This is a genomic window from Parvivirga hydrogeniphila, assembly GCF_023371205.1.
GTDB lineage: Bacteria > Actinomycetota > Coriobacteriia > Anaerosomatales > Anaerosomataceae > Parvivirga > Parvivirga hydrogeniphila.
This window is the reverse complement of the sequence record NZ_JAMCCO010000001.1, coordinates 502,578-518,961: the sequence shown is the minus strand read 5'-3', so window position 1 is coordinate 518,961 and position 16,384 is coordinate 502,578. Positions and strand designations below refer to the sequence as shown.

Genomic DNA, 16,384 nt, shown 5'->3' with positions numbered 1-16,384 from the left:
GTCAGTTCTTGATCGAGAGGATCTCGTACTCGATGACGCTGCCGCGAGGCGTCGTCACGGTGACGACCTCGCCCTTCTTCTTGCCCATGATGGCCTGCCCGACGGGAGACTCGTTGGAGATCTTCGCGTTGGAAGGATCGGCCTCCGCCGAGCCGACGACGGTGAAGACGTGCGTCTCTCCTGTGGCGCGGTCCTTGAGCTCCACGCGCGAGCCGAGCACGACCTTGCTGCTCTTCTTCGGCGCCTCGAGCACGGTCGCGTGAGACAAGATGGCGTTGATCTCCGCGATGCGGCTCTCCACCCACGCCTGCTCGTTCTTCGCGTCGTCGTACTCGGAGTTCTCCGAGATGTCGCCGAACTCCTTGGCCTCCTTGATCCGCTCGCCGACCTCGCGCCGGCGCACGGTCTCCAAGTGGTGAAGCTCGGCCTCCAAACGTGCCTGGCCTTCGGGGGTCAGCACGACTTCTTCGTGCATGGCTGCTCCTGATCGGTCCTGAAGCTGGCGGGCAGCGTGCCCGGTGCCTGAAAAACGCTCGTGAGAGTATACATCATGGGGCCAAGCGCACAAGCGCTCGCCAGCGCCTGATGGCACCGGCGAGCGCCCGGGAAAGCGGAATGGACCTACTCCGTCTTCTCAGAGCTCTTCTCTTCGGACTTCGCAGGCTCCGACTTGGTCTCGTCCTCGTCCAGACCCTCCTGCAGCCCTTCTTTCAAGGCCTTCGCGGATTCCCCGAACATCTTCGCAAGCTTCGGGAGCTGCGATGGTCCGAACAGGACGAGCACGATGATCAAGATGACCCAGAGCTCTCCGCCCATGGGTAGACCGAATGCAGCCATCTGTCCTCCTTATGACTGTCGTCCTCGCGCAGGCGCGCACGGAAGCGTCTGAGCGTTCCCATACAGTAGCACCGCTGCACCGTCTGCGCTAGCAGTCGCAGGGTTCGAATACGAGACCCTGTCCGCATCCTCCTGCTCGCTAGACCTTGTCCGTCCCCTCCGCCCGCGAGAGGTAGTACAGCGTGTGCAGCAGTTCGAGCACGGGATCCGTGTTGTGAAGCCTGACCCCCGGCGGGACGCTCACGAGCGCCGGGGTGTAGTTGAGGATGATCTTGATCCCGGCATTGCACACGAGATCCGCCGCTTGCTGCGCGGCCTCGGGCGGAACGGCAAGCACGGCGATCCGGATGTTCTGGTCCGCCGCGACGCGCGGCAGCTCGTCGACGTGCCGGACGACCACGTCGCCGATGCGCGTGCCGACCTTCTTGGGATCGTTGTCGAACACGGCCGTGACGTAGAAGCCGTGCTGCTTCAACCCGTCGTATCCAGCGATCGCAGAGCCGAGATTCCCCGCGCCGATAAGGGCCAGCCGATGCACATGGTCGGCACCGAGTATCCGCTGGATGCTGTCGACGAGAAGCGCGATGTCGTACCCGACGCCGCGCTTACCGAACGAGCCGAACCGCGTCAAGTCCCGACGGATCTGCGTTGGATTGATCCCGGTGAGCTCGCCGAGCCGCGCCGAGGACACCGTCGTGCGACCTTCGTGTCTGAGCTGTATGAGAGCTCCAAGGTAGACGGGCAACCGTTCGATCACGCCTGCTGGAATCTCTGCTGGCGGGGAAGACATGGCGGTCCAATCGTCGCAAGCCCGAATACATTGTTACCCACAGTAACAATCTCAGGCAACATCCTGGCTGCCGTTTTATGCAGAATCGCCCTGTCTGAGCAGGCGGATCACGTCGGCTCGCGTGACGATTCCCGCAAGACGACCGTCCTCGACCACGAGCACCGCCCCAGGACCGTCCGGCTCCAGCGATGGAAGGACGCTCTCGACGCTCGCGGACGGGAGAGCCACCGCGCGCGACAGGTCGTGCACCGCGATGTCCCCGACGCTCGTGGAGGCCCACTGCTCGCGCGGAACGCTCCGCACGGCCTCAAGATCGAGGAGCCCGACGACCCGCCCTGCGTCAACGACCGGATATCGCGAGTGCCGCCCGCCGAGCACGTACGCCTCAGCGACCTCCGATATCGGCGTCACTGCGGGGACGGTCGCCACCGGTGCGCTCATGATGGCCGCGAGCGGCACGGCCGCCAGGCGGGCGCGGACCACCTGCTGCGCATACGCACTGGCAGCGAGCACCGAGATGAACCACCCCATGATCGCCAGCCAGATCGCATCCAGCTGGCCGTGCAGCACCAGGTACACGGCGACCGCCACGAGCGTGTAACCGATCGCCTGACCGGCCCTCGTCGCCCACCGGGTCGCCTTGAGCACGTCCTTGGTAAGCGCCCAGAGCAGTGCTCTAAGCACTCGTCCGCCGTCGAGCGGGAAGCCGGGCAGGAGATTGAACGCGGCGACCGAGAAGTTGATGACCGTGAGGTATTCGAGCGGAACCCGCACCACGCTCGGCAGCCACGCGCCGAACACAGCAGTGACGCCCAGGCCGACCAGACCCACCGTGAAGCTCGTCGCAGGGCCGGCCACCGCCATAGCGAGCTCGCGAAGCGGGCTTCTCGGCTCCTCCTCCATCTGCGACACGCCGCCGAACACGAACAGCGTGACCCGCTTGATGCGCAGCCCGCCGGCCCGCGCCACGAGCGAGTGCGCGAGCTCGTGCAGCACGATCGAGCCGAAGAACGCCAGCGCAGTCACGAAGGCGAGCGCCGCGTAAGCCGACGACGGAAGACCGGGAATGGCCTGCGGGAAGTAGCTCGTCGCAAGACCGACCGACACCAAAAAGAACACGAGGAACCAGCTCGCGTTCACCTCGATGGGGATGCCGAAGGCGGTTCCGATGGTGCGCGACGACGATCCGAACATGGCCGCCCTCCTCGTCAAGCCGCCGTCGGGCCCCTCCGCCCGGTCAGAACGCCGCGCCGTCGAGCGCGTGTGCGCAGATGCAGTCCCGTTCGGCCGGAAGCGCCGGAATCATCGCGTGCAGGAGCCGCTTGAGCTTCTCGTTGTTCTCGTTGAACACGCGGATGACCTCCTCGTTCGTCACCGGCTCGATGCCCTCGGTACCGGCATCGTGGTCGGTGATGAGCGAGATGTTGCAGTAGCAGATCTCCAGCTCCCGCGCGAGGTACGCCTCCGGATACTGGGTCATGTTGATGACCTCCCAGCCCTGCGAGGCGAACCAGCGGGACTCAGCGCGCGTCGAGAACCGGGGTCCTTGGATGACGACGACCGTCCCGCGCTCGTGCACAGTGATGCCGAGCTCGCGGGCCTTGTCGATCGCCACCTGCCGCATCACCGGACAGTATGGGTCCGCTGACGACACGTGCGTGGTGGTCGGACCATCGTAGAACGTATCTTTGCGCCCCCAGGTGCAATCGACGAACTGGTCGCAGATCACGAAGTCGCCGGGCTTGACGTGCGGCTGCAGCGAGCCGCAGGCGTTCGGGCCGATGATGCGTGAGACGCCGAGCAGCTTCATCGCATAGACGTTCGCACGGTAGTTGATCATGTGCGGCGGATACTGGTGGGCGGTACCGTGCCGGGGCAGGAACGCGACCCTCCGGCCCGAGATCTCGCCGACCGTCACCGGTGCTGACGGCGCCCCGTAGGGCGTGTCGACACGCACCTCGTCGGCGTTCTCGAGCAGCGAGTAGAAGCCGCTTCCTCCGAACACGCCGATCTCCGCCTGCGGGTACTGCATCGCGACGCACCTCCACATCCTCAGACGTTCTGCTGCGCTGATTGTAGAGCATCGGCGACCCCCGCTCAGGCGGACCTCAGCCGCGCTGCGTCGCCTGCGTACAGCGGCCGTCCGAACGGGTTGGACGCGTCTGTCCACTCCTCTTCTGCCCGAAGCGCGCCTTTGAGCGAGCTCGCGAACGCAGCGGCCTCGCGATCCAGCGCGTCGATGCGGCTGAGCACAAGCGCCTCGAGCGAGCACGGGGCGACGGCCCCGTCGTCGTTGCCGTGGTGGCTGAGCATGAGGTGCGACAGGTGCGTCGCCGTCTCAGCGCTCACCGCGTCGCCGAGCGAAGCGCACGCTTGACGCACTCTGCGCTCTCCGAGGACGGCGTGGCCGAGCATGCGTCCCTCGGTCGTCAGCTCGAAACCGGCGCCGAGCCGGATCGCGTCGACGATCCCCGCATCGTGGAGCAGGGCGCCCGCGAGCAGCAAGTCTCGGTCGAGACCGGGGTGGACCGTCTGGTACGCGGCGCATGCCGTCGCAACCGCCAGGGTGTGCTCGAGCAGCCCGCCGATGTACGCATGATGCTCGGCGACGCTCGCAGGCAGCGAGGCGAACGACCGGAAGAACGCGGCGTCTCGGAACACGGACCGTACCAGCCGCGAAAGGCCCGGGTCGCGGACGGCATCGACGAGCCGCCTAAGCTCCGCCACCGCTTCTTTGCGCTCGCGCGTCGACCTCGGCAGCAGATCCGCGACGTCGTACCGCTCGGCCGGACGCATGTCGTCGACCGAGATGCGCATCACCCCCCGGTACGTCGTGACGACGCCCTGGACGCACACGACCGTCCCGGCAGGGATCGCGAGCGCCGCGGTATCGGGCTTGAACATCACGCCCGCGACCGCCCCCGAACGGTCCGCGAACTCCATCGCCAGGTACGCTTCACCGTGACGTGTCGACCGCAGCTCTCGCGCTCGCATCGCGAACACGGAGTCCACGTGCTGCCCCTCCACGAGCGAGGTTGCCAGTTGCGTCTTCATCGTCCCCTCCGCATCAGTTCCAACGGAGCCATCATCGCAGAGGGGGCTGACATCTATCGGAATCGCACGCGGAACGGGGTGCCCGGCTCGATCCCATACCGTTCTGCAGCGCTCCCTTTGAACACCGCGAGCGTGAGCCACCCCGAGGAGTCCACGAGGGCCACAGGCTCGCCCTCTTCCACGTCTGAGAACGTCCTGCGGAACGGCACGGTCATCACCGTGTGCCCGAACGACATCTCCACTTCGTCCGGCACCGGAATGGACTGCAGGTCGGTCGAAGAGACCGATATGCGGACGGATCCGAATCGGTCCACGTCCACGGCTTCTGCGGTAAGGGCGTCGCCGTCCGCGCGCGCAGGGAAAAACGGTGGCGGCGCGAGCGCCCCCGGGTCGATGCGCATGCCAAGCGCTGACGGCTCGACGCCGCACGCGAGCGCGGCCGCCGCCGGCGCGAGCACGTCGCGAGCGTGGAACGTCGCCAGCGGACCTTCGAACTTGAGCACCTCCGGCTGGATCGCGTATGCCTCTGCGACGCCCCCAGCACGCCACGAAGCGGGCAAGAGGACGCCGTTGTCGGGGCCGACGAGCATCGTGCCCGCACCCGTCACGAGGCACAGGTCCTTCCGCGGGCCGCCAACGCCCGGATCCACGACCACGAGGTGGATCGCGTCAGGCAGCTGCCACACACCCGCGGCCGCCACAGCGGCCGCTTTCCGGATGTCGTAGGGCGGCACGTCGTGGGCCAAGTCGACGACGCGAGCCTGCGGACAGGCCTTATAGATCACGGCGTGGCAGATCCCGACCCACGTGTCCCCCATGCCGAAGTCCGAGGTGAAGCAGATGATCGTCTGCATCACGCCTCCTGGATCCGCATCGCATCGCAAAGCGGTGCCGCATGTCGTACCATGGCCCCGTGCCGAGGAGGTGTGCCATGCAGCGCCGAGTGTTCCACAAGATGATACCCCTGGCGGCCCTCGTGCTGGCCGTCGCGCTTTTCGCGACCGCGTGCGGCCGGGCGGTGCTCCGTTTCACAGACTCCGGGCGTACGATGAGCCGCACCGAGGTCATCGAGCTCGCCCGCTCCGTGGACCTCGGACCCGCGTACGGCGCTGCTTCATCGGAGGCCGTGAAGCATCGGGCGACGGCGCTCACGGAGCTCCGGTCGCACGGGAAGGCCGCACAGGCGCTCGCAGATGCCCTCACTGCTGCTTTCCCGGCCGACTACCAGGGCGTCCCTGCCTACGTGGAGGCCGCGAGCGTGGACGGTCGCGATTGCTGGATCGTCGTGGAAGCCAAGCCGTCGACGGCCGGTCCGTCGAAGCTTACGGCACGCAGGTACTGGCTCTTCGGCCGCGCGACGTACGACGTCATCGAGTCTGGGACGCTCGACTGACGGAGCATCGCCCAGCTATCAGACAGACGGAGGCGCGCCTTCGTCCACCGGGAAGATGGCGGTGATTGCGTCCCGCGCAACGGCCACGAACTCCGGAGCGGCCAGAAGCGCACCGTCAGCGAGATTGAAGATGCGTGCGTCAGTGATGGCGTAGAAGTCCTTGCCCTTCGCATTGAGCGAGTCGGTGAGCCGGCTTCCCTCCAACACGTACATGTCGCCCTCGATGCGGTGATCCTTGGTGATGATCATCACGCGGATCGTGTCTTTCTTGGTGTAGACCATCCTCGCTCCCCAATCCGGGCCGCCCACACTCATGCATGATACGCCCCCGGAAGCGAGGTCACAACACGCGCAGAACGCCGCCTTCGAGGACCGCTCGCAATGCGCCAGCAAGAGCTATCTCTGCGACAGCGAGCGCCAGAGCGAGCGCGATCTGCGGCACGGCCTGCGAGATGCCTGCCGCCGCGCGCTCGAATCGTGGCAGCAGCGTGACGAACACGAGGTTGACCGCGACGAGCGTCACGATGATCGCTGCGCTGACTGCGAGCGGGTAGACCACGCCGAGCGCCGGCATCGCGAACAGCAGGAACGGGTACGCGACGATTCCCGCAGCCAGCCAGATGAGCGCCCTCGGCCCGTCCAAGAGCCGGCCGCGCGACGCCGACGACCACATCTGCCCGTTCAGCATCGGCACCACCACGAGCGGGAGCGCCCATCCTGCAGCAAGCCCGGTGGCGAGCCTGAGCAGGTTCGTCGTACCGCGAAGGCCAGCGTACGAGGTCACACCGTCGAGGACCATCGCTGACACGCCGACGGCGCCGAGAACCAACGCCCACGCGGGCGGCAGGTCCGTGGCGCGTCTCCGGCGCTCCAGGACAGCGATAGCGGCAAGCGAGAGCGCGAAGCCCACGTAGATCCCCGTGTCTCGGGCGCATACGGGAAGCTGCCAGCCTCCGGCGAACAGAGACCGTTCTGGCAGCTGATGGCACAGCCCGTATCCGAGAAGATGGAAGAACTGCTCGAGCATCGTCACGCCCTACGAACAGGCGGCAGACCCTGATGGGCCTGCCGCCTCCGTGTCGGATGGTCGGGATGGCGGGATTTGAACCCACGACCTCTGCGTCCCGAACGCAGCGCTCTACCAAGCTGAGCCACATCCCGGCGGGAAGACATCATAGCGTGAGGCGTCCTGCCGGTAAAGTCAGGCGCCCGGGACTCGTGCGGGCCCGGGCGCCTGTGTTCCTCTCACGCGGCTAGTGGATCAACCTCACGTGGCAGTACGAGCAGTACGTCGGCTTGTGGCACTCGAAGCACGGCTCTGCGCCGTTCTTCTTGACGATGTTCGGGTGGTACGTCCGCCACGCCTGGTTCGCAACAGCGCCCTTGTGGTGGCAGTTGTCGCAGAAGTACTGGCTGTGGCAGTTCGTGCACACCGGCTTCGTGAGCTTCTTCGCCTGGAAGTCGGCCTTGTGGGTGTCCTTGAAGTTGGCCGGGTGCGGCATCGGCAGCTTGTGGCAGTTCCTACAGAAGGTAGACTCCGTGCCGCCGGTTCCATGGCAGTACTCGCAGCTGTCAGGCTGCGCCTTGTAGGCCGCAGAGTGCTTCGCCGACTTGCCGAGCGCCAGGTTGCGCGTCCAGTCAGACGCCTTGTGCGACGCCGGAAGCGCCTTCAGCTTGGTGTGGCAGTCCACGCAGAACTGCTTGTTCTCGTGGCACTTCTCGAAGCACGGAGCGGTGCCTTTGGCGGCCACTGCCTTCGGATGCTGCTTCTGCCACGGCACGCCGTTGACCGCGTCCACGTGGTGGCAGTCCGAGCACACCTCCTTGAAGGTGTGGCAATTCGCGCACAGCTGCGGCGTCTTGCGACCGGACACGTGGTTCTTCTTGAAGGTGTCCGGGTGCGGCATCTCCATGCCGTGGCAGCCCTTGCAGAACTTCGCGTTGGTGCCGCCTGGGCCGTGGCATACGTCGCAGCTGTCGATCGCCTTGAGCGCTGCCAGCGCATGCTTGCCCGACGGCTGCGCGGCCGCCGAACCGTACTTGGTGACGGTGAGCTTGTCGTGCAGCCACTTCGGATCCTTGTGCGAGGTGGGCAGCGGCTTGAGCTTGGTGTGGCACTCGACGCAGAACTTCTGGTCGTGGCACGCGCCGAGGCAGGCGCTCACGCCGTTGGTGCTGACCGCCTTGGCGTGCTGGGTCTGCCACGCGACCTTCGGGTCGTACTTCCAGTTGACCTTCGTGCCGTGGTGGCACTCGTTGCAGAACCGGTAGTTCGTCTTCTTGACCTGATGGCACATGTCGCACTTGTCCATCTTGGTCTTCGCGACTTGCGGGTGCGTCTTCTCCTTGAACTCCGCGGGGTGCGGCATCTCCATGCCGTGGCAGCCCATGCAGAAGGTCGCCTTCACGTGGCAAGTCGCGCAGTAGTCGACCTGGTCCACGGCGACGAGATGCAGGCCCTCGCCTTCGGCGGCTTCGCCTTCTTTCTCCGCTGCCGCGCCCTCCGTCGCCTCCTCGGCCTCGGAGCCGCTCTCATTCGCCACAGGCTTGCCCGTCGAACGATCGACCTTCGCCATCGCAAGCTTCGCATGGCCCTCGGGATAGAAGCCCTTCTCTTTGTGCGACGGCGGTTTCAGATCGAAGTCGGCGGGGTGGCACGCAGAGCACGTGCCCGGCGCCTTGATGCCGCCAGCAGGCGGCTCAGATGTGAGCGTGTGGCAGCGGAAGCACGCAGTCATCGTCATGAAGTTCTGGTGCTTCACGCTCTTCTTCTTCGTCTGCGGGTCGATGAGCGAAGGCTCCCAGTCTCCGCTCTCGTTGTGCGCGACGCGGTTGTGGCACGCCGTGCAGTGGATGTCCTTCGCCTCGTGCGCATCGTGGTCGATCTTGATGCCGGCGCTTGGCGTCACCTTGCGAGTCTTCAGATCATGGCACTGAGTGCACTGGCGCGAGCCCATCTCCTCGGTGTCCATCGCCAGGTGGCTTTCGGCGTTCAGCGGGAGCTCGAACTTGTTCGTCACGGTCAGGACGAGCTCGCCGAGCGCCTTGGCCTTCTTCAGCGTGAACGTGATGGGATCCGCATTGACCGGCTCATGGCACGACATGCACGAGACCATGCGGTGTGACGACCGGTTGTAGGCTTCGATCGCATCGTCCTGGACCTTGTGGCACACGTTGGCGCAGAACCAATAGGTCGACGTCGCGCCGAACGCGATGATGATGAACGCCGCAAGCGCCAGGACGACGACCCCTGTCCAGACGATGTACCGCGGCCGTCGGACCGGATCTTTGAACCCGGCCAAAGAGATCTTCGCCATACGCATCTCTCCTCGCTCGTCCCGGATCTCAGCGTTCACGCCGCACGAGCAGCCCCTCGCGCCGCTGCATGCGCTCTACTGTATCCGATGCCTTGTGACGCGACAATACAAGCACAGGAGGATTTCGCCTCAGGAACGCGCGTTCCTGCCCCGAGCGAGCCCTGCGAGCGCTCTCACTTCACAGCCATCGCGTCGACCAGCCGATTCAGCTCGTTGATCGCGGCGGCCACCTGCCGAGACGCTTCGGCAGCCTGCTGCGACACGGCCGCCACTTCCTTCATCGACAGCACGACCTGGTCGGAAGCGCTGCGTTGCTGCTGCGTGGCGATCGAGATCTGCTTGGCTGCGTCGGTCGTTTCCTCGACCTGAGACACGATGCGCTCCAGGGCGTCTTGCGTGCTCTCGGCCAGCCGCTTGCCCTCATTCACTTTGTTGGCCGCCTTCTCCGTCTGCATGATGAGCGCTGAGGTCGACGCTTGGATCTCGCGCACCACGCGCCCGATCTCTTGCGTGGACTCGGTCACGGACTCGGCCAGCTTGCGGATCTCCTCAGCGACGACGGAGAAGCCCTTGCCTGCTTCCCCGGCACGCGCCGCTTCGATCGCGGCGTTGAGCGCGAGGATCTTGGTCTGCTCAGCGATCTCGTCGATGATGCTGAGAACGCGGCCGATCTCCTGGCTGCGCTCTCCCAACGCCAGGATGCGGTCTGATGACTGCTGCGTCGTGAGGCGGATCTCCTCGATGCCTTCGGCGGTATCGTGCACCGCCTGGAGCCCCTCTTCGGCGCTTGCGAGCGTCCGCTCGGCGACACGGACGACGGCCGCTGAATTCTCGGCGATCTGGCTCGAGGTCTGCGCGAGCTCCTCGACGGTCGCCGAGGTCTCGGTGACCGCGGCGGCCTGTTCGGCAGCGCCGCTCGCTTGCTCCTCGGTCGCGGCAAGGATCTGCGCGGTGAGCGCGCGGATGTTCGTGGTCATCCCGCGGATCTGATCGAGGAGCGCGGAGAGGTTCGAGAACACGCGGTCGGTCTCGGCGGCGAGCCCGTCAAGCCCCTTGGCATCGTGGATCGATACGCCCAGCGTCTTGCTCGCCTTGTCGAGCACGTCGCGGAACGGCCGCTCTGAGAGCCGGATGGACCAGTACCAGCACGCCACTCCAAGGGCGAGCCCCGCCGCCACGCACGCGACCACGAACAGCACCAAGGCCAGCGAGCTCTTCGGGGCGACGAACAGCAACGCGAACGGAGGGAAGACGAGCCCGACGACGACTCCTGCGATCAGGAACGTGACGAGCTCCTGTCTTTGCACGCTCTTGCTCATACGGCACCTCGTTCTTCGAAACCGCACACACGAAGCTCGCGGAGCGCCCCTTGTTCCGCTCGTTCACATACTACCAAGTCGCCGCCTGGTGCGCATGTGGTTGCGTATGATACCCATCGGGGTATATCATTGCCATAATGGACCGGCCGGGAGGAAACGATGCGAACGTACTCTGTGGATGCTGCCGTATGTGACCGCTCGCCCGCGTGCCCAGCACGGAGGGTCTGCCCGAAAGGCGCGATCGTCCCGCGCCCTGGTGGGCCGTACCCTGGGTATAACGGCTATACTGTTGACGCCAGCCGCTGCTCCGGCTGCGGCATCTGTGCCCGCGTATGTCCGACAGGCGCCGTAGCGCCGGCGTGAGGAGAGACGACATGGCGAACGCGATCGTGACCGTGGAGGTCTTCGACTTCCCCGTCGAGACCGAGTGCTTCTCCGGCGGTTGAGGGCCTTCCTGGACTCCGGCGGAGATCACCGAGATCGTCAGCTCCGAGGTCCGCACGCGCTTTGGAGACAGCGCGCGCGTCGTCTACCTCGACACCACGCGCCCTGAGGTCCAGGCCGAGCACGGCGAGATGATCGCCGCGATCAAGGAGAACGGCTGGATCTATCCCGTGACCGTCATCGACGGCGAGCCTATGTACGAAGGCGCCGTGTCGTATCCGGGCATCTTGCGCGCCATCCAGGCCAAGCTCGAGCAGGCCTCGTGACTCTCGCCGGCGGCGCGCGACGGCTACCGCGCGTACCGCCGGTACAGTCCGATGAGGCCTGAGTCCCAAAACACCCGAAGCGCTTCTGGGATCGCTCGCGCCTGCGCGCGGCGTGCATCGTAGGCGGCCCGCTTCGCCGGGTCGCGCAGGACCGCGTACGCCTCGTTCAGCTCCACCATCATCTCGTGCGCTCGTCGGTCGCCAGCGCGGGCGTCTGGATGCCGTTTGCGAGCCAGCACCCGGTACGCTTTCTCGATGACTTCGGGATCCGCGTCGGGTGAGACCTGCAGCACCGCGTAGTAGTCTCGCATGCTAGTGCTCCGTGCACACGGCGGTCGGGGCGATCGCCGGATCGAGGTAGATCTCGACGACGTCCGGGCACCTGTCGTTCGCAAGGAGCATCGACTGCGTGCAGATGCGGACGCGGACGAGAGCGCCCGGAGCCGACCCCGTACTGTCGCTCGATGGTTGCGGCTGTCGCCGGACGGCGATCGCTCGGCTCATGAACTGCTGCCAGATGCGCGCAGGATAGCTCCCGCCGGTGACCTTGATGCCGTGGACGTCCGTCATCGGCACCTGACCTTCTCGGTATCCCACCCACACGGCCGTGCTCAGCCCGTCTGCCCAGCCGACGAACCAGGCGTCCCGGTAGGCCTGGGTGGTCCCGGTCTTGCCGGCCGCCCACACCGGGAGCTTGGCTGCTTGGCCGGTGCCCTTCTCGACGACATCGTGGAGCATGGCGGCGGCCGTCTTGGCCGTCGAGGCCGGAAGCACCCGCTTGGGCTCGCGCACCGGCGCGAACACGAGATTGCCGGTGCTGTCAGTGACGCGGCTGATGCTGACCGGCTCGCGTCGTATCCCGCCCGAAGCAAGCGTGCTGTACGCGCCGGCCATCTCGTATGGGGAGACGCCCGTGGTCAGTCCGCCGAGCGCGATGGCCGGATTGGGATCGAGCTTCGTGGTGATACCCATGGCCTGGGCCGTCTTGACGACGTTCTCGGCCCCGACCCTCATGACGAGACGCGCGTACACCGCATTCACGGACCACGTCGTCGCTGCGGCAAGCGTCATCGACGGAGCCGTCTTTTCGTTCTCGTAGTTCTGCACGCGCCAGATGCCATCTTTGACCCGGGTGACGTACGGCCGCGCATCGAACACGTCGCTCGGCTTCACGCCCTGCTCGAGCGCGGTCACGAGCACGAATGGTTTGAACGCCGAGCCCGGCTGACGTCTGCCCTGCACGGCGAGGTTGAACTGCTCCGTGGAGAAGTCCCGCCCGCCCACCATCGCGAGCACATCCCCGGTGCGGTGGTCGATGCAGACGAGCGCCACCTCGGGATCCTGCGGGTCGGGAAGCAGGGCCCGCGCAGCATCTTCGGCATACCGCTGCACACGGGGATCGAGGGTCGTGTAGACGCGAAGACCGCCCTCGAACACGGTGCGCGACCCCAGCCGCTCGATGAGCTGCTGCTTGACGTGCTCGACGAAGTACGGCGCGAGCTGCTTCGAGTCATCGGGGCGGGGCGCGAGCCGAACGTCGGCGGCAGCGGCTTCGGCTCGCTGCTCCTCCGAGATGTACCCGAGATCACGCATGCGGTCGAGCACGCGATCGCGCCGCTCGCGCGCGGCGTCCGGATGCGCGACGGGGTCGTACCGGCCGGGCGAGGCGATGATGCCGGCCAGGAGCGCGGCCTCTGCGAGATCGACGTCTCCCACGTGCTTGCCGAAATACCGTTTCGCCGCGCTCTCCACGCCGTAGGCGCCCTCGCCGAAGTACACGAGGTTCAGGTAGGTCTCGAGCACCTTCTGCTTGCTCGTCCGCGCTTCGAGCTGGTACGCGAGCAACGCCTCTTTGACCTTGCGGTTGAGGGTGCGCTTGCCGTCCGTGAACAGCAGCTTGACGACCTGCTGCGTGATGGTGCTGCCGCCCTGCTCCACCTCCCCTGAGCTGGCGTTCGCACGAAGCGCTCTGGCGATCCCTCTGAAGTCGACGCCTTCGTGCTCATAGAAGCGCTCGTCCTCGATCGCCACCACGGCGTCTTGGAGGTGCTTCGGGACCTGCTCGAGAGACACGACGGTGCGGTCCTGCTCAGCGTGCCACTCGGCGAGCACGGTTCCGTCCGACGCGTACACGACCGTGGTCTGCGCGGGCCGGAAGGCGGCGCTCGACGCGCTCAGATCGGGCAGCGACTTCGAGAGGGCGTACAGGTACGCGCCCGTCGCTATGAACGTGACGACGAGCACGGCCAAGATCGCCGCAGCGACCTTCAAGATCCGCTCCAACGACGATACGCGCACGACCCCTCCATGCGACCCGGCCGCTGCCGACGACAGAGTCGGGTATCCTGTCTGCGGCACCGAGCCGAGGCGGTCGAAGGAATGGTAGCACGCCACAACGAGCAGAGCGTTCAGGCGCGCCTGCAGCGTGTCGCACGCGGCGTGTTCACGTGGTGGCGCAACGTCCTGACGCGAGCGCTGCAGTGGGCCGCCGTGGCCGTGCGCCGGCTACCGATCAGGAACGCCATCGTCGGCGCGGTGCGCTCGTGGTTCCGCCCAGCTGCGGTCGCAGACCTGCGTGCGGGCGACCTCCCGACAGCGATGACGCTGTCAGCGATCCTCCTGGCGGCCGCGGCCGCCGCCAGCGGAGCGCTCGGGCTGCGCCAGGGTGCCGCGCTGTGGGCCTACGCGGCAGGGCTCGGCGTGTGGTCGGCCGCGCGGCTCGCCGTCCTGCTCGCACTTGCACCGTCTGCGGGAGCGCCGCGCGAGCGAGCAGCGATGGCGTGGGCGGCCGCGTTGCCGCCGTTCGTTCTCAGCGCGATCCCCGGGTTCGGGCTCGTCGCATTCGCGCTGTCAGCCTTCGTCGCGTATCGCGCGCTGGTCGCCATCGGCGCTACAGAGCGCAGCGCCGCCCGGCTCGTGGCGTGGGCGTACGGCGGGCACGCCCTCGCTGCCGGAGCGGCCGCCGTGGCGAGCGCCCTCCTCGCGGCCTAGGGCCGCGCTCACACCGACGCGAGCTCGTCCGGAGGAGCGCCGCTCCCCCGCATCTCGGCAAGCGCTACGCCGGCCAGGACGAGCGCTGCGCCGATGGCCTGCGACGCCGTCAAGCGCTCCCCGAGCACCGCTGCGGCGAACGCGATGGTGAACAGGGGCTCTGTGGTCGACACGATGGCCGCCTGAGATGCGCCGAGGCGCCGGATGCCCCCGAGGTACAGCAGGACCGCTGCCACCGTCGGGACGGCGACGATGGCCGCAAGAAGCCCCCACGCAGCGGGGCTCCAGCCAGCAGGAGACAGGTCGGTGCCCGTGAGCACGCACAGCGCACCGATGGCCACGGCGGACACGGCGAACGTGTAGGTCATCAGCACCAGACGCGACCGTCCTGGCAGCCAGCGGTACGACAGCACGTTGAACACCGCGTACCCGAGCCCGGCTCCCAGCCCCAGCACGATTCCGGCCACCTCGGCGCGTGCGCCAGGCGAGAACGCCTGCACCACGAAGGCGCATCCCGCGACGGTGAGCGCGATTGCGCCGACGCGGGCACCTGTCAGACGCTCGTGCAGGAACGCTGCGCTGAGAGCGGCGACGATCGCGGGGTACGTGTACAGGAGCACGGCCACGATCGACGCGCTCGCGTGCTTGAGCGCGAAGAAGTAGCACACCGAGGCAGCGCCGTACCCCGTGATGGAAAGTGCAGCGTACCGCCACCAGTCTTTCGCTCCCGCGATCAGCGCTGCTGGGTCCTTGAGCGCCTGATACGCGCCCATCAGCACCGACACGAGCGCGAACCGCCACGCCAACAGCGGAAGAGGCTGCATGCCCTGCCGATACGCGAGCGATGCCAGCACACCCAACGTCCCGAAGCACGCAGCCGAGACGATGACTGCGACAAGCGCAAGGCGCCGGCTCACACGCCCTCCTACCGACGACGACCGAATGCGCATCACCCTGGCACCAGTGCGGCGGAGCGTCAAGAGGAACGGTGTCGCGTGGTACACTCTCGGGCCGTGCGTTCTGAAGAGCAAGGAGCCGCAATGCCCCTCTCCCGTGGCGTCGCCCGCTGGGTCCCCTCCGCAGCGTGGATGACCGTGATCTTCTGGCTATCGTCGCGCCCGGGTTCGGACGTCCCTAGCGGCATCGCCCCGTACGCGCACTTCGTCGCGTACGCGGTGCTCGGCGTGCTGCTGTTGCACGGTCTGTCACACCCATCGCGGTGGATCCCCGCTGCGGCCTTGGCTTCCCTGTACGGCGTCACAGACGAGTTCCACCAGGCGTTCGTGCCCGGCAGGACGCCCGACCCGATGGACTGGGCGATCGACACCCTCGGCGCGCTCGTAGGCGCGGCGTTGCTGGCGTGGTGGCTCGCCCGCAACGGAGAAGGCGCCCCGTAGGGCGCCTTGTTGCAACCGGGCGCGTTTCGAGAACGCCTCACGAGGTTCCCAGCCACGCCCTCAGACGCTCCATGAGCCTCGCGACGACCTCGGCAAGACCGAGCGGGCGGTCGCTGGCGCCGAGCGAACCTTCGAGCAGACGAAGTCGTGCTTCGAGCCTGACGAGGCTGCGCACGCGCTCCTGCTCGCGAACCTCGGCCCGCGTCGCAGTCCCGTTCGAGGCGGACCGCCGGACAGCGTCCTCACCGGCCGCGGCGCCTTCGGACGCAACGCCCACCTGGGCGCGCGTGCGGGCCTCCGTTCCGGCGCTCCCGCTCACGCAGTCGGCCGTGCAGTCGCCGCACGACCCGTCGGTGAGCCGGTCCTGCACGCAATCGCGGTCCCGATCGAGCTGGGCGCCGTCAGCAGGCGGCTGCGTCTCCCAACCGGAGCGTGCCTCCGCCTGCGCTCCGCCCGCTCCCTGGCCCGCCTGGCTTCCCTGCCCGGCCCATGCGGGTAGATGGACGACCGACACGATGAGCGCCGCTGTGAGCAGCAGCATCGCGATGCGCTTCCACCGCATCTCCGTTCACCTCC

General features: G+C 67.0%; 20 protein-coding genes and 1 tRNA gene. 5 read left to right on the top strand and 16 right to left on the bottom strand.

Translation table 11 applies throughout. The features are described from left to right. Window position 1: 1 nt before the first annotated feature. From greA to MX659_RS02625, 7 genes are all read right to left on the bottom strand, one after another. On the bottom strand, window positions 2–475 hold the full coding sequence (greA, locus tag MX659_RS02655; RefSeq protein ID WP_267191928.1) for a transcription elongation factor GreA: 474 nt from the start codon (window positions 473–475) through the stop codon (window positions 2–4). A 146-nt stretch (window positions 476–621) separates the two neighbouring features. Further along, window positions 622–837, bottom strand: a complete 216-nt coding sequence (locus MX659_RS02650; protein WP_267191927.1) for a twin-arginine translocase TatA/TatE family subunit — start codon at window positions 835–837, stop codon at window positions 622–624. 139 nt (window positions 838–976) lie between these two features. After that, the gene (locus MX659_RS02645) at window positions 977–1,627 is read right to left on the bottom strand and encodes a redox-sensing transcriptional repressor Rex (protein ID WP_267191926.1); all 651 of its coding nucleotides are present in this window, start codon (window positions 1,625–1,627) and stop codon (window positions 977–979) included. A 75-nt stretch (window positions 1,628–1,702) separates the two neighbouring features. Beyond that, complete coding sequence (locus MX659_RS02640) at window positions 1,703–2,821, bottom strand: site-2 protease family protein (RefSeq protein WP_267191925.1); 1,119 nt, start codon at window positions 2,819–2,821, stop codon at window positions 1,703–1,705. Between the two features lie 43 nt (window positions 2,822–2,864). Beyond that, window positions 2,865–3,659, bottom strand: a complete 795-nt coding sequence (locus MX659_RS02635) for an S-methyl-5'-thioadenosine phosphorylase (RefSeq protein ID WP_267191924.1) — start codon at window positions 3,657–3,659, stop codon at window positions 2,865–2,867. A 65-nt stretch (window positions 3,660–3,724) separates the two neighbouring features. Next, window positions 3,725–4,681: a 3'-5' exoribonuclease YhaM family protein gene (locus MX659_RS02630; protein ID WP_267191923.1), complete on the bottom strand. Its 957-nt coding sequence runs from the start codon at window positions 4,679–4,681 to the stop codon at window positions 3,725–3,727. 53 nt (window positions 4,682–4,734) lie between these two features. Continuing rightward, entirely contained in the window at window positions 4,735–5,535 is an 801-nt protein-coding gene (locus tag MX659_RS02625) for an SAM hydrolase/SAM-dependent halogenase family protein (protein ID WP_267191922.1), read from the bottom strand. A gap of 77 nt (window positions 5,536–5,612) precedes the next feature. Between MX659_RS02625 and MX659_RS02620 the strand changes: the two genes are divergently transcribed. Next, on the top strand, window positions 5,613–6,074 hold the full coding sequence (locus tag MX659_RS02620) for a hypothetical protein (RefSeq protein ID WP_267191921.1): 462 nt from the start codon (window positions 5,613–5,615) through the stop codon (window positions 6,072–6,074). Window positions 6,075–6,092: 18 nt separating this feature from the next. Here the strand turns inward: MX659_RS02620 and MX659_RS02615 are convergent, their stop codons facing one another. The 5 genes from MX659_RS02615 to MX659_RS02595 form a co-directional block, all read right to left on the bottom strand. Further along, window positions 6,093–6,356, bottom strand: a complete 264-nt coding sequence (locus MX659_RS02615; RefSeq protein WP_267191920.1) for a DUF6812 domain-containing protein — start codon at window positions 6,354–6,356, stop codon at window positions 6,093–6,095. A 58-nt stretch (window positions 6,357–6,414) separates the two neighbouring features. After that, window positions 6,415–7,101 carry a DUF2085 domain-containing protein gene (locus tag MX659_RS02610; protein WP_267191919.1) on the bottom strand — a complete coding sequence of 229 codons (687 nt, stop codon included), beginning with the start codon at window positions 7,099–7,101 and terminating at the stop codon, window positions 6,415–6,417. A gap of 57 nt (window positions 7,102–7,158) precedes the next feature. Continuing rightward, a tRNA-Pro gene (locus tag MX659_RS02605) sits at window positions 7,159–7,235 on the bottom strand. 92 nt (window positions 7,236–7,327) lie between these two features. Next, complete coding sequence (locus tag MX659_RS02600) at window positions 7,328–9,391, bottom strand: NapC/NirT family cytochrome c (RefSeq protein WP_267191918.1); 2,064 nt, start codon at window positions 9,389–9,391, stop codon at window positions 7,328–7,330. 173 nt (window positions 9,392–9,564) lie between these two features. Further along, window positions 9,565–10,710, bottom strand: a complete 1,146-nt coding sequence (locus tag MX659_RS02595) for a methyl-accepting chemotaxis protein (protein ID WP_267191917.1) — start codon at window positions 10,708–10,710, stop codon at window positions 9,565–9,567. A gap of 159 nt (window positions 10,711–10,869) precedes the next feature. On the opposite strand from MX659_RS02595, the gene MX659_RS09165 reads away from it, so the two are divergent. After that, the gene (locus tag MX659_RS09165) at window positions 10,870–11,073 is read left to right on the top strand and encodes an ATP-binding protein (protein ID WP_267191916.1); all 204 of its coding nucleotides are present in this window, start codon (window positions 10,870–10,872) and stop codon (window positions 11,071–11,073) included. Window positions 11,074–11,180: 107 nt separating this feature from the next. After that, window positions 11,181–11,420 carry a DUF1462 family protein gene (locus tag MX659_RS02585; RefSeq protein ID WP_267192490.1) on the top strand — a complete coding sequence of 80 codons (240 nt, stop codon included), beginning with the start codon at window positions 11,181–11,183 and terminating at the stop codon, window positions 11,418–11,420. A gap of 23 nt (window positions 11,421–11,443) precedes the next feature. On the opposite strand, the gene MX659_RS02580 is transcribed toward MX659_RS02585, so the two are convergent. Both MX659_RS02580 and MX659_RS02575 read right to left on the bottom strand, forming a co-directional pair. Then, window positions 11,444–11,731: a DnaJ domain-containing protein gene (locus MX659_RS02580; protein WP_407674451.1), complete on the bottom strand. Its 288-nt coding sequence runs from the start codon at window positions 11,729–11,731 to the stop codon at window positions 11,444–11,446. A 1-nt stretch (window position 11,732) separates the two neighbouring features. Continuing rightward, window positions 11,733–13,718 (bottom strand): transglycosylase domain-containing protein, encoded by a 1,986-nt coding sequence (locus MX659_RS02575; protein WP_267191915.1) that lies wholly within the window; start codon window positions 13,716–13,718, stop codon window positions 11,733–11,735. An 81-nt stretch (window positions 13,719–13,799) separates the two neighbouring features. On the opposite strand from MX659_RS02575, the gene MX659_RS02570 reads away from it, so the two are divergent. Next, window positions 13,800–14,411: a hypothetical protein gene (locus tag MX659_RS02570; RefSeq protein WP_267191914.1), complete on the top strand. Its 612-nt coding sequence runs from the start codon at window positions 13,800–13,802 to the stop codon at window positions 14,409–14,411. A gap of 8 nt (window positions 14,412–14,419) precedes the next feature. Here the strand turns inward: MX659_RS02570 and MX659_RS02565 are convergent, their stop codons facing one another. Then, the gene (locus MX659_RS02565; RefSeq protein ID WP_267191913.1) at window positions 14,420–15,328 is read right to left on the bottom strand and encodes a DMT family transporter; all 909 of its coding nucleotides are present in this window, start codon (window positions 15,326–15,328) and stop codon (window positions 14,420–14,422) included. Between the two features lie 123 nt (window positions 15,329–15,451). Here MX659_RS02565 and MX659_RS02560 point away from each other — a divergent pair, with 123 nt between their 5' ends. Continuing rightward, a complete protein-coding gene (locus MX659_RS02560; protein ID WP_267191912.1) occupies window positions 15,452–15,808 on the top strand; it encodes a VanZ family protein in 357 nt (118 codons plus the stop codon). 37 nt (window positions 15,809–15,845) lie between these two features. Here the strand turns inward: MX659_RS02560 and MX659_RS02555 are convergent, their stop codons facing one another. After that, the gene (locus MX659_RS02555; protein WP_267191911.1) at window positions 15,846–16,370 is read right to left on the bottom strand and encodes a hypothetical protein; all 525 of its coding nucleotides are present in this window, start codon (window positions 16,368–16,370) and stop codon (window positions 15,846–15,848) included. Window positions 16,371–16,384 lie beyond the last annotated feature (14 nt).